Source organism: Vibrio sp. DNB22_10_4 (genome assembly GCF_052879755.1).
In genome coordinates, this window is record NZ_JBNNXW010000003.1 from 128982 (window position 1) to 153707 (window position 24726).

The following is a 24726-nucleotide window of genomic DNA, read 5'->3' on the forward strand; positions in this document are numbered from 1 at the left end:
TATCTATTCCTGTATTCTTGCTTGCAAACATCTCCCAGGCAGCCGCTAATTTTGCCCTGCTTGGGTATAATTATAAGAACCCACGCTCGTTAGCCCACCAAAGGATTAGAATAATGAAAAAATGGCTCACTGCTGCCGCACTGATTAGCACTTCATTTGGCGCAATGTCTGCGGATGCGACACAGTGCTACACCAATAAGTATGATGCTTATATCGACGCTTCCATTCAGTGGTACCAGGACTTAGCACAAATGACCACTAGCGAATACCCTGAGCTTGATGAAGTAAGCCAGTGGTTTTTAGAAGGCCGAAAGCATCACTTTGAACTTAATCGAGAAGCTGTTCACTACTACTTAAGCAATGAACCAGCGAAAGTGGCCACTGAGCAATCTGTAGAAACTTGGCTTCAGCTTGAGCAGCAAGACGTTAAAACACTGTCACAACGTAATGACAAGCTAGGACAGATGGCAGCTAAGAGCTTCGCCGATCGTCAAGCCGCACCTCACCCACAGAATTATGAGCTACGAAGCGCGTTTGCAGATTTGCTTAGCCACCCAAAGAAAATCGAAACTGCGCTTAATCGCTATAATCAATCGATTCAAAAAGTGGAAACGATTGACTGCAAGTAATAAGCTATTAATAGGTCAACGCTATTGATTCATCGATAGCCGAGACAACGTATAACTTTTCGCACCAAGCTGGCTGTTACGCCAGCTTTTTGCATTGTAAGTAACCAAATGGTGTAACAATGCCCTGTGGCACGGCAAAAAATCGGCGTAACAGGACTTTTTTGCGAGACATTCACGCCCATTTGGTTTAGATTGTGCCGCTTGCAGTAACGGAATAATAGTAGATAACGATATGGTATCTGAGCAAAAAATTGCTGATGTCAGCTTTGAGAGCCTCCTTCGAATATTCACTATCCCAGAAGGACCTGACTCTACGCTTACCCAAATTGAAGAAAGTTTATCCAAAAACTTGAACCAGTTTTTGCGAGAGCATATTGTTGCTGAAGAAAAACCCCTTCACGAAATAGAAAAAGACTTCTCTAGTGCCGCTATTCCAGAACAACCAGAGTTCGTGTCGGCGCATACTGAACATCTATTAGATACCCTGGTTTCGCACTCAGTACACACCTCTTCTCCAAGCTTCATTGGTCATATGACTTCAGCGCTACCCTACTTTTTGATGCCACTATCAAAAATCATGATCGCGCTGAACCAGAACTTGGTGAAAATCGAAACATCAAAAGCTTTTACTCCACTTGAACGTCAAGTCCTCGGTATGCTTCACAAGCTGATCTATTCCGAGTCGGAGCCTTTCTACAATAAGTGGATGCACAGCTCAGAACATTCCTTAGGTGCATTTTGCTCTGGTGGCACCATTGCCAACATAACTGCACTTTGGGTCGCACGTAATCGTGCTCTAAAAGCGGATGGCGATTTCCAAGGGGTAGAGAAACAAGGCCTGTTCAAAGCGATGAAGCACTACGGCTATGAAGGACTCGCCATTTTAGTCTCTGAACGTGGTCACTATTCGCTAAAAAAAGCGGCTGATTTGCTCGGCATCGGACAGCAAGGTCTCGTTGCCGTTAAAACTGATGAATACAACCGCATTTGCCCAGAAGATCTCAAGCATAAATTTGCCGAGCTCAAACAGCAAAGCATTCACCCATTTGCTGTTATCGGTGTAGCCGGAACAACAGAAACAGGCAATGTTGACCCACTGCGTGAAATCGCTGCGATTTGCGCTGAAGAATCTTGTCATTTCCATGTTGATGCCGCTTGGGGTGGTGCGACACTTATGTCTGATAGATACCGCACTATATTAGACGGCATTGAACTCGCAGACTCTGTGACTATCGACGCGCACAAGCAGCTCTACATCCCTATGGGTGCGGGCATGGTACTGTTCAAAGATCCACAAGCAATGAAGAGCATTCAACACCATGCTCAGTATATTTTGCGTAAAGGTTCGAAAGACTTAGGGCGTCATACTCTTGAAGGATCACGCTCAGGAATGGCGATGTTGGTGTATGCTGCAATGCACATCATTAGCAGGCCCGGTTATGAGTTATTGATCAACCAAAGTATCGAAAAAGCCCGCTACTTTGCCGAGCTAATCGACAAACAAAGTGATTTTGAACTCGTTAGTAAACCTGAGTTATGTTTGCTTACGTACCGCTATGTTCCGGAAAACGTTAAGCTAGCGCTGGAAATGGCTTCAGAACGTGACCGAGATGAGCTGCATGATCTGCTTAACCAACTCACCAAGTTTGTTCAGAAAAAACAACGTGAAACTGGCTTATCTTTCGTATCTCGTACTCAACTAAACCCGATACGTTGGTCTGGTCGCGATACCATTGTGTTCCGAGTTGTACTGGCAAACCCATTAACCTCGACAGAAGTGCTAAGCAATGTGCTAGACGAGCAGCGAGAAATCGCTCAGTCCGCAACAGCATTAATGTCCGCTCTCAACGCGTTAGCCAATAAAATTTGCGACTAACCTTGCTCGTTCTCGGTTATATGAAATCACTATCACTCTCACACTTATGAAACTTTCTTTCTGTTTTGTGGGAGTGATACGGTAAAATTGCGCTAGAAACTGACAATAAGTGAGCGTTTTTCACTCAATTGTTTTTTTCTTCCAGTTTTTTGTTTGATGCCTGTCATATTCTAAAGATTTCATGTGAGCTTTTGTTACAGCTAACCGAGTGCTTCGTTTATACTGAGGCTATGGAGTTGGCGCTGATCGACCTATTATAAAAACTCGATATCACGGTAACTTGGTCTTTCATTTAGACAAATGAGAGAGAAAAGCTCCCGGATAATTAGCGTCAGCAAGTTGTTCTCTTTACCCTGTGAACACTATGAATACATTAGAGAAAGTCCAAAAGAATTTAGAAAACTTCAGCAAATCTGAGCGTAAAGTTGCTGAAGTTATTATGGCGTCCCCCCAAACCGCCATTCATTCCAGCATTGCTACGCTTGCCAAAATGGCAGATGTGAGTGAGCCGACGGTAAACCGCTTTTGTCGCCGACTCGACACAAAAGGTTTCCCAGACTTTAAACTGCATTTAGCACAGAGTCTTGCCAACGGCACACCTTACGTGAACCGCAACGTCGAAGAAGACGATGGTCCGGACGCTTACACCCACAAGATTTTCGAATCTACGATGGCGTGTCTTGATGTTGCGAAGAACAGTTTGGACTCAATGCAAATCAACCGAGCTGTTGATTTGCTGACTCAAGCAAAACGCATCTCTTTCTTCGGCTTAGGTGCCTCTTCGTCTGTCGCTCGTGATGCTCAGAATAAGTTTATTCGCTTTAATATCCCAATCTCGTGCTACGAAGATGTGGTCATGCAACGAATGAGCTGCATCAACTGCTCTGATAATGACGTTATCGTCCTTATCTCGCATACCGGTCGCACTAAGAGCCAAGTAGAAGTCGCTCACCTAGCCCGTGAAAACGGCGCGACCGTTATTGCGATTACCGCAAAGGATTCGCCGCTGGATAAAGCGAGCTCATTGTCTATTACCGTTGATGTACCAGAAGACACCGACGTCTACATGCCAATGGCAAGTCGCGTAGTACAGATGACGATTATTGACGTGCTTGCAACAGGCTTTACTTTACGTCGTGGTAGCGGGTTTAGAGATAACCTGAAGCGAGTCAAAGAAGCGCTTAAAGATTCTCGCTACAACAAAGCACCAAATTACTAGTCACTGTCTGCAGATGAGCTCATGCTCCTCTACCGAAACACTCAAAAGGGAGGTCAATTGACCTCCCTTTTTCTTCAATGCGTTTTCTAAATCGCTTAATCGAATCGAACTAGTCTGTCTCTACCGGGTTATTTCGGTACTCTATCTCAGTCGTATCTTCTGAAGTCTCTGCATGACCATCACACTGACACTGGCACACTTGATTAAGGATATAGATAAGCCTGTCCTCGGTTAATGGAATTGGGTTTCCTTTAATCGCAACAGACTTCATAGCATCGGCGGCCACTTGTTCAAACGACGTCCCGCACACGCCAAAATCCGAAAGATGCGGCAAGGACAGGCGCTCTAAGATCATGTTGACCCACTGAATGCTATCTTCAATGCTGGCATCGTTTCTACCAGTGAGCAGCTGAGCCATAGTTCGGTAGCGATTAAGAACATCACTGCGCCCTGCTCGCTTCGCAGCTTTAATATTTTCCATCATGACATGAGGAGCAAGGCGAGCAGTAATCACACTATGCGGCGCAGAAATCTTTCCACCCAATGCCGATGCCAAGCCGTGTGCAGCACCGAGTTTTGCGTTGGTAATCGCCATTCCACCTAACATCGCTGCAAAAGAAAGATCTGCGCGTGACTTTGGATTATCTTGCTTACAGCCTGGAATAATCGAATAGCTAAGTCTTCGTAGCCCCTCTTCACACACCATATCAGTGAGTGGATTAGGCTCTCCGCAAACATACGCTTCCATTAAATGGGTAAAGGCGTCCATAGCGCCACGGCCAGAGGTGTAGACATCAGTCCCGTAGGTCAGCACAGGATCCACAATGGCTACATCAGGTAACATATCCGGGCTTCGTAAACTGACTTTCACCTTATCTTGACCCGATTTAAGCACCGCATTTTTAGTTACTTCCGCGCCGGTACTCGCTGTCGTAGGAATGGCAATCATAGGAATGGGCTTGGTTTTGAGAGGGACATTGCGCCCAACCACTTCAACATAATCGTAAACATCTCCTTGGTTAGGAATGATCGCAGCAAGTGCTTTGCCCATATCGAGAACGCTTCCTCCCCCAATGGCAACCACCATGTCAGGTTTAAAACGACGCCCCATAATGGCCGTCTCTTCAACCATAGTAATGTTCGGTTCACCACGAATAGCGACATGCTGATAACGCATGTTTTGATTATGAAGATAATGGATGACTGGCTCAGCACGCTGACGGTCTTGCCCCGTCACGAGAAGTACGCTGTAACCAAATTGATTTATGATAGACAAAGAAGACTGGAGCGCCCCCTCACCAAAGATAATTCGACTCGAAGTCATAAACTGAAACATACCGGATTCCTTTAGGTACACCGTCAACTCACTATTCGAATCATTGCCTATACCGCCAGCAATACGAAAAACAAACCTTAGCGAGTCTTTTCGGTAGAGCAAACATACAAAGCTAACGTCAGCATGCTATGTTCATTGGCGACAGTTTTTGATTTATGCCAAGCAATTAGCGCATGTCACCCGATTAAATACTCAACTTTTGCACAGCATCACACCCTGTTTTCATCCCGCGTCATAGAGATTTGCGCAACTTCTGTGCTGATAGGTTTTACCTATCGCATCAAGAGACAAATGACGCTTTATTTCCTTCTCATCTTGAGGCATAGTGGTTTTCAACAAAATGATGAACCCCTGTTTTTGGTACTGCTGGTTCACGCAAAAAGTTTAGTCTTCAAGGAGAAATTGAATGTTCGTTGTTATTTTTGGTCGCCCTGGTTGTCCTTACTGTGTTCGTGCAAAAGAGCATGCTGAAACGCTAAAAGCTAAACGCGACGATTTTAACTATCGTTACGTTGATATTCATGCAGAAGGCATCTCAAAAGCAGACCTAGAGAAAACGGTTGGTAAGCCAGTAGAAACTGTGCCACAGATTTTCATCGATCAAGACCACATCGGTGGCTGTACTGAATTTGAAGCTTACGCTAAAGCAAACTTGGGTCTATTCGACTAATATGCCCATACAGTCAACTCAAGTATAGTTGACGAAATCATCTTCAAAGCCAGCGCCTTGCGCTGGCTTTCTTTTTTTGCGACTCGGAACACCTTTGGTATAAATCAAACAAGACCTATTAGATAACATTATGATTTCTAACTTGTTACCCCCCACAATTGAACTAATGTCAAAACCGAAAAAATTTCACTTATCTTTTTGAAAATTTCCGCTACAATCGCCACACTTTAATCATTCTTTCACACTGTCTGTTTGAGTCGTACTAGTGAACATAGACGTCGTCAACTTGCTTGACCAAAACCCAATTCTCCTGATCTTTGTCGCTCTGGCGATTGGCTTAGCCTTTGGCAAAATTCGCTTTGGCAACCTTCAACTCGGTAACTCTATTGGGGTGCTGATTACCTCCCTTATCATGGGACACCTCGGATTCAGTTTTAACGCTGAAGCACTGACTATCGGGTTTATGCTGTTCATTTACTGTGTTGGTATTGAGGCCGGTCCAAACTTTTTTGGTATCTTCTTCAGAGATGGCAAACACTACTTGATCTTAAGCTTAACGGTCCTGGTGACCGCGCTCACGGTCACCTACTTCGCCAGCCACTATCTAGGCTTAGATTACGGCTTATCAGCTGGTGTAATGGCAGGGGCATTGACTGCAACACCTGTTCTCGTAGGTGCTCAAGATGCACTGAACTCCGGTTTAGCTACTATCCCACGCGGTATGGATTTCAACCTAGTGATTGAAAACCTCTCGGTCGGTTACGCGATGGCCTATTTGATTGGTCTTATCAGCATGATCATGCTCGCGAAACTGCTGCCAAAGCTTCAAAAGCAAAACCTTCACGACTCAGCGCAGCAAATTGCGCAAGAGCGCGGGCTTGGTGGCAGTGGACAGCGCAAAGTGTACCTGCCGATCATTCGTGCCTACCGCGTTGGTCAGGAGCTGATTGATTGGACAGATGGTAAGAACCTTCGCGAACTGGGTATTTATCGTCAAACTGGTTGCTACATTGAACGTATTCGACGCAACGGTATCCTCGCCCACCCAGATGGTGACGCTATCTTGCAAGAAGGTGATGAAATTGCATTAGTCGGCTTCCCGGACAGTCACGCACGTTTGGATCCAAGCTTTCGTAACGGCAAAGAAGTATTCGACCGCAACTTGCTTGACCTACGTATTGTTGAAGAAGAGATCGTAGTAAAAAGTGACAACATTGCAGGTAAGAGCCTCTCTAGCCTGAATTTGTCAGAGTATGGCTGTTTCTTGAATCGCGTTGTTCGCGCTCAAATTGAAATGCCTATGGACGCTAACATCGTGCTGGCTAAAGGGGATATCCTACAGGTTAGTGGTGAAAAGAGCCGTGTGCATGGCTTAGCTGAGAAAATTGGTTTTATCTCGATCCATAGCCAAATGGCCGATCTGTTGGCGTTTTGTAGCTTCTTTATCCTTGGCATTATGTTTGGCCTAATCACCATGAGTTTTGGCCAAGTATCCTTTGGATTAGGTAATGCTGTTGGCCTACTTTTGTCTGGTATTACCCTAGGCTTTTTGCGTGCCAACCACCCTACTTTCGGCTATGTACCGCAAGGGGCACTGAACATGGTGAAAGATCTCGGTCTTATGTTCTTTATGGTGGGTATCGGATTAAGCGCTGGTGGCAAAATGTTTGAGCACCTAACGCAAGTCGGCCCTCAGGTTATTCTGATTGCTTTTTTAGTCAGTGTACTACCCGTTGTACTCGCCTACTTGGTTGGTAACTATGTGCTTAAGATGAACCGCGCGCTGCTTATTGGTGCCATTGTGGGCGCGAGAACGTGTGCACCAGCAATGGATGTTATTAACGAGCACGCTCGCTCGACAATTCCTGCTTTGGGTTATGCTGGTACTTATGCAATAGCCAACATCTTGATGACTCTAGCAGGTACTATCCTCATCATTCTTTCCTGATGTTTACTGCAACCTAGACAACGGTTCATTGCAAACAACTGTTCACTAGATACAAGAAGGGGCGCATCATGCGCCCCTTCTTCATTTTAATTCAATCGCTTTCGATTATAGGTCGATAACGTCAAACTCTACGAGTGTTGAAACGTCAGCTTCGTAGTCTACGCCTTCAATACCAAAACCGAATAGTTTCAAGAACTCTTCTTTGTACTCAACGTAGTCCGTCAGTTCTTTCAAGTTTTCAGTCGTAATTTGTGGCCATAGTTCAGCACAGTGCTTCTGGATATCGTCACGAAGTTCCCAGTCATCTAGACGTAGGCGGTTCTTATCGTCAACCTCAGCTGCACTGCCATCTGCTTTGTATAGACGCTGTGAGAACATACGGAAGATCTGTTCCATACAGCCTTCATGAATACCTTCTTCACGCATCTTCTTAAATACCATTGCGATGTACAGTGGCATAACTGGAATTGCTGAGCTTGCTTGAGTTACAACAGACTTAAGTACCGCAACGTTTGCGCTACCGCCAGTTTGAGACAGTTTCGCGTTTAGCTCTGTCGCTGCGCGGTCTAGATCCATCTTCGCTTTACCTAGCGCACCTTCCCAGTAAATTGGCCAAGTTAGCTCGGTACCGATGTACGAGTAAGCGACTGTCTTACAACCGTCTGCAAGTACACCAGCGTCAGATAGCGCGTTGACCCAAAGTTCCCAGTCTTCACCGCCCATCACAGTAACAGTATCAGCAATTTCTTGCTCTGTTGCTGGCTCAACACTTGCTTCAATGATCTTGTCAGAGTTAGTGTCTACCGCCGTCGATGTGTATGCCTCACCGATAGGCTTTAGAGAAGAACGTACGAGTTCGCCTGTTTCTGGTAGCTTACGAACTGGAGAAGCCAGTGAGTAAACAACCATATCGATTTGGCCTAGATCTTCTTTGATTAGGTCGATAACTTTCTGCTTCGCTTCATGAGAGAAAGCGTCACCGTTTACGCTTTTCGAGTACAAGCCTTCTTCTTTCGCTAGCTTGTCGAAAGCTGCAGAGTTGTAGAAGCCAGCTGTACCAGGCTTTCTTTCTGTCCCTGGTTTTTCGAAAAATACGCCGATTGTTGCTGCACCACCACCGAACGCCGCAGCGATACGAGAAGAAAGGCCGTAACCACTAGAAGAACCAACCACTAGAACGCGCTTTGGAGCGTCTGCAATTGGGCCTTGAGCTTTGGTGTAAGCGATTTGTTCTTTTACGTTAGCTTCACAACCAACTGGGTGTGTAGTAGTACAAATAAATCCACGAATTCTTGGTTTGATGATCATATTCAGTTCCTCAAAAAATCCCTAGTAGGATAAGAGTTTCACTTCCAGTTCGCACTCTATTTCTGTCAATTTCTCTGATTTTTCCAAGTGGTTGGAGCACTTTCATACTTATAGCGCACAAAAAAAGCGCTCTAGAAACTAGAGCGCTTAGACCTTTAATTCGCGTTAAGCGACACAATTCTCCTTTATGCCACGCTGTTCAGCTTTGGCTTATCAACTTTATCCGTTCTCACTTCAGAGAAGTCATGGCTAAAGTGGTCAACCTGAATCGCTTTGTAGCGCAGTGCATCAGCCGCAAGGATTTTATCGACCTCTTGCTCTGTAAGCACATTGGCTTCAATCGCTTGCTGTAAGCGGTCTTTCAGTAGACCTTTTCTAGCAATCTTGCCTTCTTTCACGCCGACAAACAGTTTCTTCTCTAGGTCACGAATGTCGTACATCGCAAGGAACGCGTTTTCCATCAAACCAATCTTGTCGTTTGGCTGCTCACCAATGTAGCAAAGGTGAGTCAAGCGGTCACGATGCGCACCCGGAACCATCATGCTCTTCGCCAATTCAAGCGTTAGATTATCAGATGGTTTCTCGAAGTGGTTGCCTAGTGGGAACAACAGTCCTTTTAGCGTGACACCGGCCCAACGAGCTGGGAAGTTTTTGTACGCTTCGTTTAGCGACTTAGCCGCGTTGTGGAAACAGTGCTGAACCGCATAATGCACGTAGTCGAGATCCGATGCCTGACGGCCATCATCTTCGTATTTCTTCAGAGCCGCAGAAGCCATAAATAGATACGCTAGACCATCACCTAAACGCGCAGAGATCATCTCTTTACGTTTTAGGTCGCCGCCCAATGTTAGCATCGCGAAGTCTGAACTGACCGCAAGCGCCTTACTTAAACGCGTTAAGTCTTTGTAGTAAACCTTAGTTGGACCGCTCATATGTGCGCCGACAAATTTAGAACCCGTCAGAGCCGCGGCAAAGGCACCAAAGGTATTTTTAGTCGCATGACCAATGTGCTTAAACAGTAACTGATCAAAGTCAGCAGCACCTTGCTTAGCATCTGGATTCGCTGCTGCTTCCATTTCTTGTAGAACGTAAGGGTGACAACGTGTCGCACCTTGACCAAAGATCATCAGGTTACGAGTTAGGATATTCGCACCTTCAACCGTAATCGCGACAGGAATACCAAGGTAGCTCGATGCAAGATAGTTCATTGGGCCATCTTGAATAGCTCGACCGGCATGGATATCCATTGAATCGTTTAGAATCGTACGCGCCATCTCTGTCATGTGATACTTAGCAATCGCTGTCACGATCCCAGGTTTCTCACCCATATCCAGTGATGTTGTTGTTAGCGTTCGTGTTGCCTCAAGCAGGTAAGTAAGACCACCAATGCGACCCATCGCTTCTGCTACGCCTTCAAACTTACCAATCGACATACCAAACTGTTTACGGACATAAGCGTACGCACCAGTTGTTCTTGTCGTTAGGTGGCCAATTGCTGTACCTAACGCAGGAAGTGAGATACCACGACCAGCAGATAGACATTCAACGAGCATACGCCAGCCGCGCCCTGCGTACTCTTGGCCACCGATCAGCCATTCCATAGGAATGAACACATCTTTGCCGCGTGTTGGACCATTCATAAATGCAAGGTGAAGTGGGTCATGACGCTCACCAATTTCTACACCTTTATGGTCTGCTGGGATAAGTGCACAGGTAATACCAATATCTTCCTTTTCACCCAGTAACTGATCTGGATCGTGAAGCTTGAATGCCAAGCCCAATACTGTTGCAACCGGTGCAAGGGTAATATAACGTTTGTTCCAGTTTAGACGAATACCGAGCACTTCTTTGCCTTCATGCTCACCGTAACAAACCACACCTTTATCTGGAATACCGCCCGCATCCGAACCCGCTTCCGGCCCTGTTAGAGCGAAACATGGAATGTCTGTACCATCGGCAAGCCTTGGTAGCCAGTAATCTTTTTGCTCTTTTGTACCATAGTGAGACAGCAGCTCACCTGGACCAAGCGAGTTAGGTACCATGACAGATACAGCCGCACTAATACTGCGCGTCGCAATCTTGGTTACGATAGTTGAGTTCGCCAGTGGTGAAAATTCACGGCCACCAAACTCTTTAGAAATGATCAGAGAGAAGAAACGCTCTTTGCGCAGGTAATCCCAAACCTCTTTAGGTAGGTCGCGATCTTCCTTAACAATCTTGTTATCGTCGAGCATTGCAAGCAACGTTTCTAGCTCGTTGTCCATAAAAGACTGTTCTTCAGCGGTAAGAACTGGCTTTGGATACTGATGCAGCGTTTTGAAATTTGGCTTACCAGAGAAAAGCTCTCCGTCCCACCAAACACTACCCGCTTCCATTGCTTCACGCTCTGTCGCGGACAATGGCGGTAGCACTTTTTTAAACAGTTTAAACGCTGGGTCACTGATCCATTTTCTTCGTAGAGAGCTCATGATACCTATCCTTTTGTTCAGGTGTATTTTTATTATTTCGTTTCTATATACGTTTTGGTTTTAAAGCTTTACTCCGCTGCAACACCGGCTGCGAGGTAAGGAATAATCTGGTCAATAATTGCTTCTGCGCTGACTTCTTTTTCGAATGAGCTCAGCGCAATTTCAGAGAGCGCCTGACTCGACGCCATAGTAAATACGCAGGTGCCAAGCGTAAGGTGCAGACGCCAAAACAGGGTTTCTGCATCTAATTTAGGATTAGCACGCATCACTGAATGAGTGAACATGGCCAATGTTTCTGTGTATCGAGTCGTGATAAACCAGCGTAGGTGACCTTGTACATCGGTATACCCACGGCCGACTAGTGACATAAAGCGGCTCGCACCACCCGGCTTAACATCGTTAAGCGCAAGCAATGGTTCTTTGAGCGACTGAAATACGTCAACCATGTCATAGTCTTCACGTTCGTTAAGTTGGTACAACGCCGTTTCAACCGCCGGCATAAACGCTTCTAAGTAACGATTTAGTACCGCGCGAACGAGCGTCTTTTTGTCGCCAAAGTGGTAGTTAACCGATGCAAGATTCACGTTCGCCTTACTGGTGATCGTACGCAGTGATGTGTCGTTGAAGCCGCCGTCTGCAAATAACGCTTCAGCGACGTCCAGAATTTTGTCTTTAGTGGTAAGTCTCGTCGTCATTTCAATCGCCCGTATCAAACATATGTTTGAATATACTCCCGCAACACCAAGATAACAAGTGATTAACATCAAACTTTTCACATACTGGTCGGACATCTTTCTCAAGAGGCTGTTTTAAAGGGGCTTTGAAGTTTTCGTAATTTTTTTGCTTTTTGTGTGAACTAATTTCGATCAGGTGGGTCTATTAAAGTGTAGTCAGCGAAGAATGAGTTTCTGATGCCACTGTTTTTCTCTTTGTTGACTACATGCTGCTTTTTTCTTATTAACTCCTATTTGTATCCGCCCAAACCCTTGTTGGTTTGGGCTTTTTTTTGCTTATCGTTTTTCTAGAGCCATAAAAAAACCCAGCCGAAGCTGGGTTTGTTTTGTTCTCACTGCAATGCCTGAGCACTTAATGCCTGAGTACTTAATACCTAAGTGGCTTAATATTGAATTTTTGGCTCGGGTGCGGCTTCCTTTGGAAGCGATAGGTTCAATAGGATGTAACCGAGAACCGCAGCGGTTGTTGAGCCCATCAAAATACCCAGTCTTGCATAAGTATCAAACTCTGCGCTCACACCTACAAACGCCAATGACGCGATAAAGATAGACATGGTAAAGCCGATACCACACAGCACGGATACTGCAAAGATCTGTTTGAAGTCAACGCCCTCTGGCAGTTTCGCAACACCAAGTTTCACTGCCGCCCAGCTGAAGGTAAAGATACCCAGTGGCTTACCAACTAGAAGACCCATAGCGATGCCCAGCGGTAGCATCGAAGTTAGTCCTGACATTGATACACCCTCTAGCGAGATACCTGCGTTGGCAAATGCAAAGATAGGAAGAATACCAAATGCAACGTATGGGTGAAGAGCATGCTCTAGATGCTTAAGTGGTGAATGTTCACCCGGCTTACCATTAAGCGGGATAGCAAAACCAAGTACCACACCAGCTAGCGTCGCGTGAACACCAGAGGCCAGTACACTTACCCAGAGCACCGCACCAACCGCTAGGTAGACAGGTATACTAGTCACCTTCTTAGCATTGAGTACGAACAGTATTGCCGTCATTATAAAGCCAAGCGTCAATGCGATAGTGGATAGGTCGCTGCTGTAGAAAAGCGCGATAATAACGATAACGCCCAAGTCATCGATAATAGCAAGCGCCAGTAAGAAGACTTTTAAAGCAACAGGTACACGCTTACCAAGCAGTGCCATGATACCCAAAGCAAAGGCGATATCTGTTGCTGCTGGGATAGCCCAGCCACTCATAGCTTGTGCATCACCCATGTTAAACAAAACATAGATAAGTGCCGGAGCAACCATACCACCGACAGCTGCAATTGCAGGGAAGATGGCTGTCTCTTTTGACTTTAGAGCGCCTTCAAGTAACTCGCGCTTAACTTCCAAGCCAATTAAGAAGAAGAAGATTGCCATCAAACCATCGTTGATCCAGTGTGAAATTGATAGACCGAAAACGTAGGTATGAAGCACGCCTTGATACATTTCATTGAGAGGAGAGTTGGCGATAACCATCGCAATTGCCGCAGCAATAACTAGGATGATGCCCCCTGCAGATTCCATCTTAAAAAAGTTACGAATGACGTCATTCATAATGTAAAGCCCTTAATATTTATTCACATTGTTTGAATGTTAAAAATTGTATATCTAGTTAAATACCATAAAAAATCGATTCTACGGATGTTAAATGTAGGAATAACCGAATAATACTCTTACAAGATTCGAGATATGTATACCAATTCAGCACCACTAGTAACAGTATAGAGCAAAGATTGATGCGATGAATGAATGGCTTAGCTCAGTCTACTCAATGTCAATATCATTCTAGAACAACAATATGACACGATAGCGTAACAAGAAGTGTCAGATGTAACTGAGTAACGCACAAAAAAAAGCGGCTTAGTAGCCGCTTAATTGCATGAATCCTTGAGCTTGGTGGGAGCCATTTGCCATAATAGCCCCTTGCCATTGGGGCACAACGAAGTTGACCCAGTTATCACGCTTACGCGCTTTAATGACAACATCTATATCATGGCTAGGTACTCGCAATCGCCAGCTAAGTGGGACGCGCCGTCCTGAGTCAAATTCTGTATAGCCAACGGCTCGAATAGTAATATCGTCTGTAGGAATATTCTTGACGTTGCCTTGGCGATCCAATATCGCAGCGCTAGTGTAAGGCATATTATCTTTGTATCGATAACGACTTACTAGTAATGCTTCATCATCGCTAAGCCAAAGAATAAAGTTATCTTCGCCAACATAGCTCGCACCAACTAACTCACTGCCCCACTCTTTGCTGAGCCAAGCTCGGCCTTTAACCGTCAGTACCTTTCCATTCGCGAGCACCAGAGTTCCGACGGTTTTCACAAATGGAGCTTCAATGGCATAAGACGCGCGCGGCAGTAAGTCATGCTTCTTGTGGTAACCATTTTCACCAATCAGAGCATAATGACCGGCCGCCATAAGCTGGAGATTCACCGCAAATTGCTCGGTCGCCAATTTTAAATTGCCCGGCAGTGGCTCACTCGATAAAGAGCGCCAAGACCAATCATCAATCCACACTCGAAACGGGCGACTTAACCCACCCGCTTGGCCAATACCGCCACGAGCTATGCGTTGATCAGTAAACATACCAAGATGGCTATTTAGCACCACGTTAGCAATATAGATTTGAGGATCTTGCCAACCAGTAGCAACGCGATCGTCACTGGCATAACGGAAGAATCGAACTCGCAACCAATAGGTTTGCCCTGCTTGATCTTCTAATTGAGCGACAAACTGCCACCACTCGTGCTGAAACTCTGGATGAAAACGAAAATCTTGCGGTAGCTTGATCTCTCTATCTGGCAAAACTGGCTCAAATACCTTTTTACCTGGGGAACCAAACACCGCATTTATTTGGCTTGTTTTCGTTACTGTAATCGCATCGTGTACCGGCTTGGTCGCCCAGATAACCGTTCCTGCGACCACAACAATCAACAAACAAGCGAAAATGAGTTTCTGCATTCGATTCATTTATAGCGCATCCCTGAGTGAATGAATCGGAGTATTACGAATAAGCTTCAATACAGGAAGCGCACCCGCAATAACCAATGCTGCCAACGACCACAAACACGTTCCTAAGTATTGCCAAGGCACAATCTGCAGCTCAAGTGACCAGCCGAAGGACTGCTTAATCACAATGTCGACAATGAGCTGCGCCAGCGCCACGCCCAAAGGCATCGCGATCGCTGCGGAGATCAAACCAAACACCAATAGCTGTAGGCCACCTATCATCACCAACTCTTTACCTGAAACGCCAAGACAGCGCAGTAATGAAGTATGTCGCTGACGAGTAATCTCCCCGGCAATGGTCGCAAAGAAGATACCAAACACGGCAATCACCAATGTGATGTTGCCAAGCGTATCGGCAATAGCAAAGGTGCGATCAAACGTAGTCATCGCTTTATTGTGGATAGAGGTATTATCATAAATACGTTCGCTGCTCAGCCTAAAGCGTGATTGAAGCCTCTGCTCGACAAACAGCGATTGAGTCTTGTCTTTTAACACCGCACCCAAGGCGACATCACCCGAGCCAGCCAAATTCGCAAGCCAACGGTTTTCCGACAGCAATACCTGATGATATGGATTGCCATAGTCATAGTAGACGCCAACAATATGCCAATTACCCCCTAGCGGCGCTCCCAAGTCGACATAGTCTCCCGGGCGCAAATCACGTTTCAGCGCCATAGACTCACTGATCATAATGCTGCGAGAATGGTGAAGGTGATACCAATAGTTTGGCACCGCTATTTTCACCGTTAATGCATCCATCTCGCCAACCGAATTACCAGTACTCACAACTTGCATCAAACCAGATTCGGTTGGGATTTCTTCTTCCCAGCGCCACCATACGCGTTCGACTTCTGGTTGCTCTTCTAACCAGCGGCTCATGCGATTCGCACTGTTATTGGTCGGATACACATAAATATCCGCCGCTAATCGCTGGGTTAGCCAACGATCCGTGGTATCACGGAAACTGCCAACCATGGTTTCAACACCCATGTTCGCCGCCATTGCCAACATGAACGCCATATTCGCCACACCGCGATAACTCATACTCGCCGCTGCATCAGCAAAGAACCAGCGCAGTTTGACCCAGCGAAGTGAGTAGGAGAACAGGGTAAAAATCTTCCAAGTAATAAAGGGTGTAATCAATGCCACGCTAAGTAACATGAGTACGATAATAGCGTAACCTGAGTTTTGAGACTTCGGTGCCTGATAAATCGCAACTGCCGCCACACACAGGCCACAAGCTAAAAATGCCTGCCAAGTAAACTCTGCACCTGTAAAGCGCATTAAAGAAAGTCGCGCAGACAAACGGACTGGCTGCGTCTTCAACAAGCGGATCAAAGGCCAGCCACAAGAAATCACCGCGCCCGACATCGCAAGCACAAAGCTGTACAAGCTCCATTGCCAGCTCCACTCGATACTCAAGCCAATATTGGCGTCATAAAGATCACTCAAGCTTTGCGAAACGGCAGGGATAAGTTGGTTTGCTAACACAAGACCAAACACGTTGCCGCATAGCCAGCTTAGGAAGACCAATACCGCAAGCTCCATACAGAGCGCTTGCGCCAATTGCCAACCAGACACCCCGACTTGTCGCAGGCTGCCAACAAGCGGTTGACGCTGAGCCAATGACAGTGACATTGCCTGATAAAAGATAAACAGCCCAACCACGAACGACAGCATACTCATCGCTGACAAGTTAGTGTGAAAAGCGGCGGTCAGAGATTCCAGTTCAGATTGCGAACTGCGTGACAGTGTCATCCCATTTGGGATCATTTTGCGAAGTCGTTCTAGTTGACCAGAACTCATTTCACCGCAAGCAATGACAGACAAACCCGCAGAACGTTTGAGCGCACGAACCAAGGACATATCCGCGACAATCTGCATGCCTTTAATGCCGACTTTTCGATCCACTTTCACAGGCCCAAGCACTAAGCCATTGTCTAAAGTAATCGAGTCGCCATTTTTCCAACCCTTTAGTTCAGACAGATCATGGCTAACAAGAATCGTGGTGGGCACCTTAATCAAATCTTGTGATTCAATATCACTGATAGTGACCTTGTTCTTCAATTGCAGGAGAGAAATAGGATCGGCGCCCACTAAGTTCAGCTCTAAGCCATCTTTAGTGGTCACTTTCTGGATATCAAACGGAACGCATTGCTTGAAGCCATCACGGCGCAATTGAATATAGAAACCTTGTGGAATTTTGGTTTCCGCGTGTTTAGGACGAATGCGATAAGGAACCGGATTGGCAAACAGTCGCTCGCCACTGGCATAGGCTTGCTGAGCATGATGGTTGATTGCGGTAACACCAACAAGTAGTGATACACCCAGTGTTAGACCAAGCCAAACGAGAAGAATTTGTAGAGGATGGCGACGATAATGTCCCAGTAGCGCCTTAACTACGGGCCATAACATGCAATTGCCCTCCTTGAAGGCGAATTGAGCCATCTAGATGCGACGCCACTTTTTCACTGTGAGTCACGACCAGCAAGGTACATTCCAAGTGTCGAGTGAGAGACGTCAACAAGCGCATGACCGCCTCAGCGTTTCGCTCGTCCAAACTTCCGGTTGGCTCATCCGCAAGCAAGATTTTCGGCTCCATATACAACGCTCTAGCGATAGCCGCACGTTGCTGCTGACCACCGGAAATTTCTTCTGGATAACGTCCTAATAACGCCATTAAATCGAGTGCGGAAAGAATTTGACGCCACAACCCACGATCTTCAGGTAAGCCTTTAATTTGGCGGCAGAAGCGAATATTGTCGGCGATGTTCAGCGTTGGCAGCAAATTAAATTGCTGGAAGATATGACCAATGTTGTTGCGGCGATAAGCGGTGCGCTTATTCTCTTTCGCTTCATGCATAGCAAAGTCAGGGTACCAAATTTCACCAGAATCAACTTTATCGATCCCTGCGATTAAATTCAGTAAGGTACTCTTTCCAGAGCCACTTTCACCCATTAATGCCAGTTGTTCACCTTGTGCCAGTGTTAACTCTGCACTTTGCAGTACAGGATGGAATTCACCACCGTCAATGTAGCCCTTGCTAAGGTCAGACAACTTAAGCATTGAAACTCTTTACGCAAACGAAAATTTGGACACTGAATCTACACTAAAATCGACCTACAAGGAAGGAAAAACCCCTAGATCACCCGACTATTCTGCGAGTTCGCTATTCTTATAAAATATGCTGTCGCTTAATAATAAAAGAGCACTTCAATAATTTGCTTTTCCGCCAATGAAAAATCAGCGACTATGCAGAATAGCTTTTCTGAAAATTTTCTAAAATGTGTTAAGTTTTAGAGAGATAGTTTTTCTTGTAATAAAATCGAGGGATAGAAATGAAACGAGTTTTGGTTCTCGGCGCATCGGGCTATGTCGGCTCACAACTAATCCCTATTTTACTCGCTCAAGGTTATCAAGTAACCGCTGCAGCGCGGCAAATTGACTACCTTAAAGCTCGGGTTATCCCCCACTCACATTTAACCTTCGAATACCTAGACTTAGCCGATCGTGAAGCCACTCTTGCGCTCGTTCCGCAATTTGATCTGGTCTATTTCCTAGTACATGGAATGGCGCATGGACATGATTTTCTAGAATACGAACTGTCGCTCGCACAAAACTTTCGCGATGCGCTGGAAATCAGTGAGGTAAAGCATGTTATTTATCTCAGCGCCATACAGCCACAAACCGGAAACTCTGCGCACCTAGCCGCTCGTAAAGCAACGGGCAAGTTACTACGCACCAGTACAGTACCCATCACTGAATTACGCGCAGGCGTGATAATAGGCCCAGGCTCCGCCGCGTATGAAATCATGCGCGATTTTGTTTACAACCTCCCCGTGCTTATCGCGCCAAAGTGGGTGGATTCTAAAGCCAACCCTATCGCGCTGGAGAACCTCAACCACTATCTTATTGAACTATCAAAAGAAGCCGAACCAAATAGCGAGATTTATGAGGTCGGTGGACCCGATGTACTCTCCTATCGCCAACAATTTGAGGTCATTTGTCAGCAAATAGGCAAGCCGTTGCGTCTATGGGCAACACCACTTCTCACTCCGAAAATCGCCTCTTACTGGCTCGGCGTGGTCACATCCGTGCCTTCAAGTATCGGCCGTGCTCTACTGGCGGGGCTTGAGCATGATTTTATTGCCAACTCTCAATCGATTAGGCAGCGCTTCCCGCAAGAGCTCATTTCTTACCAGCAATCCGTCGCATCCAGCATTCAGCAGGACGGTGAATTCATTCGCAGCAATGTATGGGGTTTTGAGCCCGCAGCACTTAGCCGTTGGCAAGCTGGGTATGGTTATTATCCTAAAAAAACCGGAGCGAGCTTTACAACGAGTAAAAGCGCTGAGCAGCTATGGGATGTCGTTAAAACCATTGGCGATCCCAAAGACAGCTACTTCTTCGCCAATATACTTTGGCGAACCCGAGAGTGGCTCGACATCTTCTTTGGTGGTGGTCGTCCGGTGAGGCGCTCTCCCGAAGGGCCAGAGCTAAAGGTGGGTGACTTTATCGATTCATGGAAAGTCATTCGCTGCGAGCCGCCTTACTTTCTATCCCTGCTATTTGGGATGAAAGGACCTGGACTTGGACGGCTAGAGTTCACCATCACAGACCATGGTGACAAACGTGAGATAAACATCAGCGCTTGGTGGCACCCTAAAGGCTTTTTAGGACTACTGTATTGGTTTGCGATGATGCCAGCTCACCTGTTCATTTTTAAAGGCATGGTTCGAGCTATTGTTCGCAAATCTAAATAGTTGGTAAAGCAAGGCGATTCGCAAAACTAACTAAACAGATAGCAAGCCCAGTTAAACGAGTATGACATTGATTCAGAAACAAAAAAGCGTAGCACCCATTAACTAAGATGGAGCTACGCTTTTCTAAACCAGCTTATTTAAACCAACTCTTTAAAACCAAATAGTTACGCTTTAAATGAAAGCGGAATTTCCGCTAACTGCGTACCCTGGTTAAGTGGATAAACAAGGTACTCACCGTGGTATTTCACTTTCGACTTATAATCGGTCACTTTGTGAAGCATAAATCCCGCCTCATAAGCTTTCGTGACGAACTCAGCGTGGTTACCACGAACAAACCAGCTCATTGGTTTCACTAGGTTCTCACCATCAAAGCAGTCATCACATTGATTAGCACACACAGCAAACGAGTTGGCGCCATCGGTGAAGAATTGGACTTTGCTGCCATCGGTCAATACTTCCGACGTACACACGCCCCAGCCTGCTTGTTCCATATCATCAATGAACTGCTCGATTTTAGCATCAGTAATCGGGGCTATCTCGCAACCGAAGAAGCCTTCGTAATAGGCAGAGATGCGTTTGAACGTAGGCTCTAGCATCGACTCATTGCCCTTAGAACGCCCAGTCTTTTGCCATTGGATAAGGTTCGCACTCGTCGCTTTACCAAAACGCTGAGTTTTAATCGCACGTGTTACCCACCTCAACAAAAAGTGGTTATTCGATACAGGTGAGTTAATCAGCTTCCCTGTTGCGTGCTCTGCCGCCAACTCTTCTAATGCTGAGTTCACGACCTTTTGAATTTCTGAATAATATGCAGACATTACGCTTTCTTTCCAAACGTCCAATACAAGGCGGCGGATAATACCGAACAAATCGCCATTAATGCAATCATTGGCCACGGTGTACCGCTCGGTAAAAACGCCACAATAGCGCCGACTACCGACCCTGTGCCAAATCGTAACGTACCCGCTAACGACGAAGCTGTGCCAGCCATTGTCGGGTAACCACTAAGCAGTAAGCCCATAGCATTACTACCAATCGTAGACAGAGTACCAACAAATAGCATCACAAACGGCACAATGCCCCAAATACCAAGATCAAGCACGCCACTCACTAATAGCCCCATGCCAGCAAATAGCTGGACACCGATACCAAAGCGCAGCATACCGTGCAAACCTACTTTCTTAACAAAGCGGCCGTTTAAACTGGTCATGATGATCATAGTCACAATGTTCAGACCAAACAGGTAACCAAATTGATCAGGCGACACCCCATAGATATCAATATAGACAAACGAACCGGCTGTCAGAAAGGCAAACATGCCCGCAAATGAAAATGCACCGGAAAAAATAAGCCCCATCGCAACTGGGTTGTGACAAAGACGCAGGTAATTTTTTATTGTGGTTCTAAATCGCAGCGGTTGTCTGTTTTCTGGAGCCAGCGTCTCTGGAATTTTCCAAAGAACCGCTGCAATAACGATCACCGAAAAGCCCGTCAACACCCAAAAGATTGAGCGCCACCCAAACCAAACGGCAAGATGACCACCAATCATTGGTGCTACCAAAGGTGCCAAGGTAATAACCAAGGTGACAAACGACATGGTGCGCGCAAAGTCTTCTTTATCAAACATGTCACGAACGACGGCTTGGATAATCACCGCGGCAGCAGCACCAGCAAACCCTTGCGCAGTACGAACCAATGTAAGCGATTCAATGCTGGTCGTGGTCGCACACACTGCGGAGGCAACACCGAAAAAGAACACGCCAAATAACAAGATAGGCCTGCGTCCAAAACTGTCCGCAAGCGGGCCATGCAAAAGCTGACCAATAGCAAACCCAGCGGTATACACGGTTAACGTGATTTGCACAGCGCCAGCGGTGACACCCATATCCTGCGCGATCGTTGGCATCGCAGGGAGGTACATGTCAATCGCCAGCGGCGTCAATGCACCAATAGCGCCAAGCACTAAAAACAGTAACAAACCAAGTTGGGGTGTATTGGGCTGCGATGTGGTTTGAGAACTCATATCGCTCCTAAAACGTCGATGAGCCGCATTCCTTGCTTTTATGCTCATGTTTTACTCAACGTCCCGTTGAGTGAGATTGGTTGTGAAACTGGCTGCGAGAATAGGAAGGTCGTCAGCACAAAGCGCAGTCTGCTTTGCACTGATTATATTAGGGGCTCACAGCCATTGTGTTCACAAAATGAATCTAAACTTATAAATCAAACTATTAGTATTACTTTTTCCAGACTGAGTCAATTTCTTCTTGAGTGAGATAACGATACTCGCCCGGCTCAAGCATCTCATCCAAAACAATTTCACCCACACTCTCACGATGAAGACCTTCAACCTTGTTGCCAAGTGCCGCAAACATGCGCTTAACTTGATGGTATTTGCCTTCATGAATAGTCAATAACACTTCGTTATCATCGATGATTTCAAGCTTCGCTGGAAGGGTCGGCGCTTTTTCGTTTCTAAGCTCGATGCCTTCTTCAAACGCTTGCTGATAGTTTGGCTGAACAGGATCGGCCAACCACACGCGATAAGTCTTAGCACACTTGTGTTTTGGCGATGTAATTCTGTGTGACCACTGACCATCATCGGTAATTAACACCAGGCCGGTAGTATCCACGTCCAATCGACCAGCAAAGTGGAGATTTTCCATTTTCACTTCATCAAGCAGCATAAAGGCCGTGTGGTTAAAGCCATCTTCATGAGAGCAAACAAAACCATCTGGCTTAAACAGCATGATGTAACGAGGGCCTTGCATCCGAACCTCACGATCTTGCCATTCAACACTACTCTCTTCTGTTACCTTGATTGCACCACTCTTTTGAATCACGCCATCAACAGTGACGTCGCCTGATTTGATGATTTTTGTGGCTTCTTTACGTGTAGCGCCTAACGCGTCACACAAAAACTTATCTAAACGCATGAATACCTCGTTTTCATTTCGTGGGGTATTATAGAGGGGTTTTTCAAAATGTAGAGTAAAACTGAGCCGTATGTACACGCTTCGACCTTATCAAGCCGACTCCGTTAAAGCCGTTATCCATTATTTCCGCAAAAATGACACCCCAGCTGTCATCGTGCTCCCAACAGGCGCTGGTAAAAGCTTGGTCATTGCTGAGCTCGCTCGCCTTGCACGCGGTCGAGTACTCGTGCTTGCTCACGTTAAAGAGTTGGTTGAGCAAAACCACGCAAAATATGAAGGCTATGGTCTGAAAGGATCGATATTTTCAGCGGGCCTCGGGCGCAAAGAAACTTCCGAACAAGTGGTCTTCGCGTCAGTACAATCTGTGGTGAGAAACCTGGATGCATTCGCTAATCAGTTCTCATTGCTGGTCATCGATGAATGCCACCGCGTGCCAGAGACCAAAACATCGAGCTACCAAAAAGTCATCAGTCATTTATGTGAGATTAACCCTGGCATAAAAATACTTGGACTGACTGCGACCCCATATCGTCTTGGTGTCGGCTGGATTTACCAATATCACACCAAAGGCTTGGTGCGTAGCGATGAACCGCGTTTCTTCAAAGACTGTATTTTTGAACTTCCGATTCAGTACCTTTTGGATGAAGGGTTCCTTACCCCTGCAAAACTCATTGATGCTCCAGTACTGAGCTACGACTTCTCTCAGTTAAAGCCCACCAGCATGGGTAAATACAAGGAGTCGGAAATGGACTTGGTGATTGAGCAGTCCAAGCGCGCGACGCCTCAGATTGTGGAGCAGATCATCCGCTACAGTGAAGATAAGCAAGGCGTGATGATTTTTGCCGCAACGGTGCGTCACGCACAAGAGATCCTTTCGCTGCTGCCAGAACAAGCCAGTCAAATCGTCATAGGCGACACACCAACGCCCGAGCGCGACGACATCATAAACCGCTTCAAACAGCGAGAAATCAAATTCTTGGTCAACGTATCCGTACTGACCACAGGCTTTGATGCGCCGCATGTCGATTTAATTGCGATACTACGTCCAACCGAATCCGTTAGTCTTTATCAGCAAATTGTTGGCCGTGGCCTTCGCCTTTCTGATGGCAAAACGGAATGTTTAGTACTCGATTATGCAGGTAATACTTACGATCTCTATCAACCTGAAGTTGGCAACCCAAAGCCCGATTCAGACTCGGAAATCATTACCATCCCCTGCCCTGCCTGCGGCTTTAACAATGACTTTTGGGGCAAACTCGATGCCAATGGTTTTTTGATTGAGCACTTTGGCCGTAAATGCCAAGGCTACTTTACCGATGAAGAAACGGGGGAGCGAGAACACTGCGACTATCGCTTTAGAGCCAAATACTGCAATGAGTGTGGTGCCGATAACGACATCGCCGCTCGAATTTGTCATGAGTGCGACGCAACCTTGGTCGACCCAGATAAAAAGCTCAAAGAAGCATTAAACCTTAAAGACGCATTAGTCTTCGAGTGCGTCGACATGAATCTGCAAGTTCATAAAGATGACAAAGGCAAAAGCAGCCTGCGTGTTAACTACATCGGCGAAAACGATGCACAAGTAAGTGAGTTTTGGTCTTTGAGCACAAAAAAACAAAAACAGACCTTTTTGTCTAAGTTCGTGCGCCCGCATTTGGCGGATAAGCATCGTGAGTTTGACGCTACCTCACCGACTAAAGTGGTGAACAACCAGCACCGCTTCAGGTTGCCCGCTTTTGTCATCGCTCGTAAAAGTGGTCGTTTCTGGAAAATGCGCGATAAAGTGTTCGATGATGAATTAAACTAAAAACCTGTTCAGGTTTGATT

The 24726-nt window shown here is 46.2% G+C and carries 18 protein-coding genes; 7 read left to right on the forward strand and 11 right to left on the reverse strand.

The genetic code is table 11. The annotated features are described in order from the left end of the window. Positions 1–113: 113 nt before the first annotated feature. The 3 genes from ACVA6Q_RS11540 to ACVA6Q_RS11550 all read left to right on the forward strand — a co-directional run bounded on the left by ACVA6Q_RS11540 (position 114) and on the right by ACVA6Q_RS11550 (position 3724). A complete protein-coding gene (locus ACVA6Q_RS11540) occupies positions 114–629 on the forward strand; it encodes a hypothetical protein (RefSeq protein ID WP_353498592.1) in 516 nt (171 codons plus the stop codon). Between the two features lie 232 nt (positions 630–861). Further along, entirely contained in the window at positions 862–2505 is a 1644-nt protein-coding gene (gene panP / locus ACVA6Q_RS11545) for a pyridoxal-dependent aspartate 1-decarboxylase PanP (RefSeq protein ID WP_429759123.1), read from the forward strand. A gap of 364 nt (positions 2506–2869) precedes the next feature. After that, positions 2870–3724: a MurR/RpiR family transcriptional regulator gene (locus tag ACVA6Q_RS11550; RefSeq protein ID WP_418641467.1), complete on the forward strand. Its 855-nt coding sequence runs from the start codon at positions 2870–2872 to the stop codon at positions 3722–3724. A gap of 109 nt (positions 3725–3833) precedes the next feature. Here ACVA6Q_RS11550 and ACVA6Q_RS11555 read toward each other — a convergent pair whose 3' ends face one another. Next, positions 3834–5060, reverse strand: coding sequence for an iron-containing alcohol dehydrogenase (locus tag ACVA6Q_RS11555; protein WP_446647586.1), 1227 nt, complete (start codon positions 5058–5060; stop codon positions 3834–3836). A gap of 406 nt (positions 5061–5466) precedes the next feature. Between ACVA6Q_RS11555 and ACVA6Q_RS11560 the strand changes: the two genes are divergently transcribed. Both ACVA6Q_RS11560 and ACVA6Q_RS11565 read left to right on the forward strand, forming a co-directional pair. Further along, the gene (locus ACVA6Q_RS11560; protein ID WP_353498588.1) at positions 5467–5730 is read left to right on the forward strand and encodes a GrxA family glutaredoxin; all 264 of its coding nucleotides are present in this window, start codon (positions 5467–5469) and stop codon (positions 5728–5730) included. Between the two features lie 265 nt (positions 5731–5995). Beyond that, positions 5996–7678 (forward strand): aspartate:alanine antiporter, encoded by a 1683-nt coding sequence (locus ACVA6Q_RS11565; protein WP_446647587.1) that lies wholly within the window; start codon positions 5996–5998, stop codon positions 7676–7678. A gap of 105 nt (positions 7679–7783) precedes the next feature. Here the strand turns inward: ACVA6Q_RS11565 and fabV are convergent, their stop codons facing one another. The 7 genes from fabV to ACVA6Q_RS11600 form a co-directional block, all read right to left on the reverse strand. Continuing rightward, entirely contained in the window at positions 7784–8986 is a 1203-nt protein-coding gene (gene fabV, locus ACVA6Q_RS11570; protein WP_446647588.1) for an enoyl-ACP reductase FabV, read from the reverse strand. A 185-nt stretch (positions 8987–9171) separates the two neighbouring features. Further along, on the reverse strand, positions 9172–11454 hold the full coding sequence (locus ACVA6Q_RS11575; RefSeq protein ID WP_353498585.1) for an acyl-CoA dehydrogenase: 2283 nt from the start codon (positions 11452–11454) through the stop codon (positions 9172–9174). A gap of 68 nt (positions 11455–11522) precedes the next feature. Then, positions 11523–12149 carry a TetR/AcrR family transcriptional regulator gene (locus ACVA6Q_RS11580; protein WP_446647589.1) on the reverse strand — a complete coding sequence of 209 codons (627 nt, stop codon included), beginning with the start codon at positions 12147–12149 and terminating at the stop codon, positions 11523–11525. Positions 12150–12571: 422 nt separating this feature from the next. Beyond that, positions 12572–13741 carry a Na+/H+ antiporter NhaA gene (nhaA, locus tag ACVA6Q_RS11585; RefSeq protein WP_446647590.1) on the reverse strand — a complete coding sequence of 390 codons (1170 nt, stop codon included), beginning with the start codon at positions 13739–13741 and terminating at the stop codon, positions 12572–12574. Positions 13742–14047: 306 nt separating this feature from the next. Further along, a complete protein-coding gene (locus ACVA6Q_RS11590; protein ID WP_446647591.1) occupies positions 14048–15154 on the reverse strand; it encodes a lipocalin-like domain-containing protein in 1107 nt (368 codons plus the stop codon). A gap of 9 nt (positions 15155–15163) precedes the next feature. Further along, complete coding sequence (locus ACVA6Q_RS11595) at positions 15164–17617, reverse strand: ABC transporter permease (RefSeq protein ID WP_446647592.1); 2454 nt, start codon at positions 17615–17617, stop codon at positions 15164–15166. Beyond that, entirely contained in the window at positions 17598–18269 is a 672-nt protein-coding gene (locus ACVA6Q_RS11600) for an ABC transporter ATP-binding protein (RefSeq protein WP_353498580.1), read from the reverse strand. The genes ACVA6Q_RS11595 and ACVA6Q_RS11600 overlap by 20 nt, the downstream gene beginning before the upstream one ends. 272 nt (positions 18270–18541) lie before the next feature. Here ACVA6Q_RS11600 and ACVA6Q_RS11605 point away from each other — a divergent pair, with 272 nt between their 5' ends. After that, positions 18542–19966, forward strand: a complete 1425-nt coding sequence (locus ACVA6Q_RS11605; RefSeq protein WP_446647593.1) for a DUF2867 domain-containing protein — start codon at positions 18542–18544, stop codon at positions 19964–19966. Between the two features lie 164 nt (positions 19967–20130). Here ACVA6Q_RS11605 and ACVA6Q_RS11610 read toward each other — a convergent pair whose 3' ends face one another. The 3 genes from ACVA6Q_RS11610 to rsuA form a co-directional block, all read right to left on the reverse strand. Then, the gene (locus tag ACVA6Q_RS11610; protein WP_353498578.1) at positions 20131–20784 is read right to left on the reverse strand and encodes a DUF2913 family protein; all 654 of its coding nucleotides are present in this window, start codon (positions 20782–20784) and stop codon (positions 20131–20133) included. Beyond that, complete coding sequence (locus ACVA6Q_RS11615; RefSeq protein WP_353498577.1) at positions 20784–21989, reverse strand: Bcr/CflA family multidrug efflux MFS transporter; 1206 nt, start codon at positions 21987–21989, stop codon at positions 20784–20786. Before ACVA6Q_RS11615 ends, ACVA6Q_RS11610 begins: the two co-directional genes overlap by 1 nt. A 211-nt stretch (positions 21990–22200) precedes the next feature. Further along, positions 22201–22899 (reverse strand): 16S rRNA pseudouridine(516) synthase RsuA, encoded by a 699-nt coding sequence (gene rsuA / locus ACVA6Q_RS11620; RefSeq protein WP_446647594.1) that lies wholly within the window; start codon positions 22897–22899, stop codon positions 22201–22203. 70 nt (positions 22900–22969) lie between these two features. Between rsuA and ACVA6Q_RS11625 the strand changes: the two genes are divergently transcribed. Further along, positions 22970–24706 (forward strand): DEAD/DEAH box helicase, encoded by a 1737-nt coding sequence (locus ACVA6Q_RS11625; protein WP_446647595.1) that lies wholly within the window; start codon positions 22970–22972, stop codon positions 24704–24706. Positions 24707–24726 lie beyond the last annotated feature (20 nt).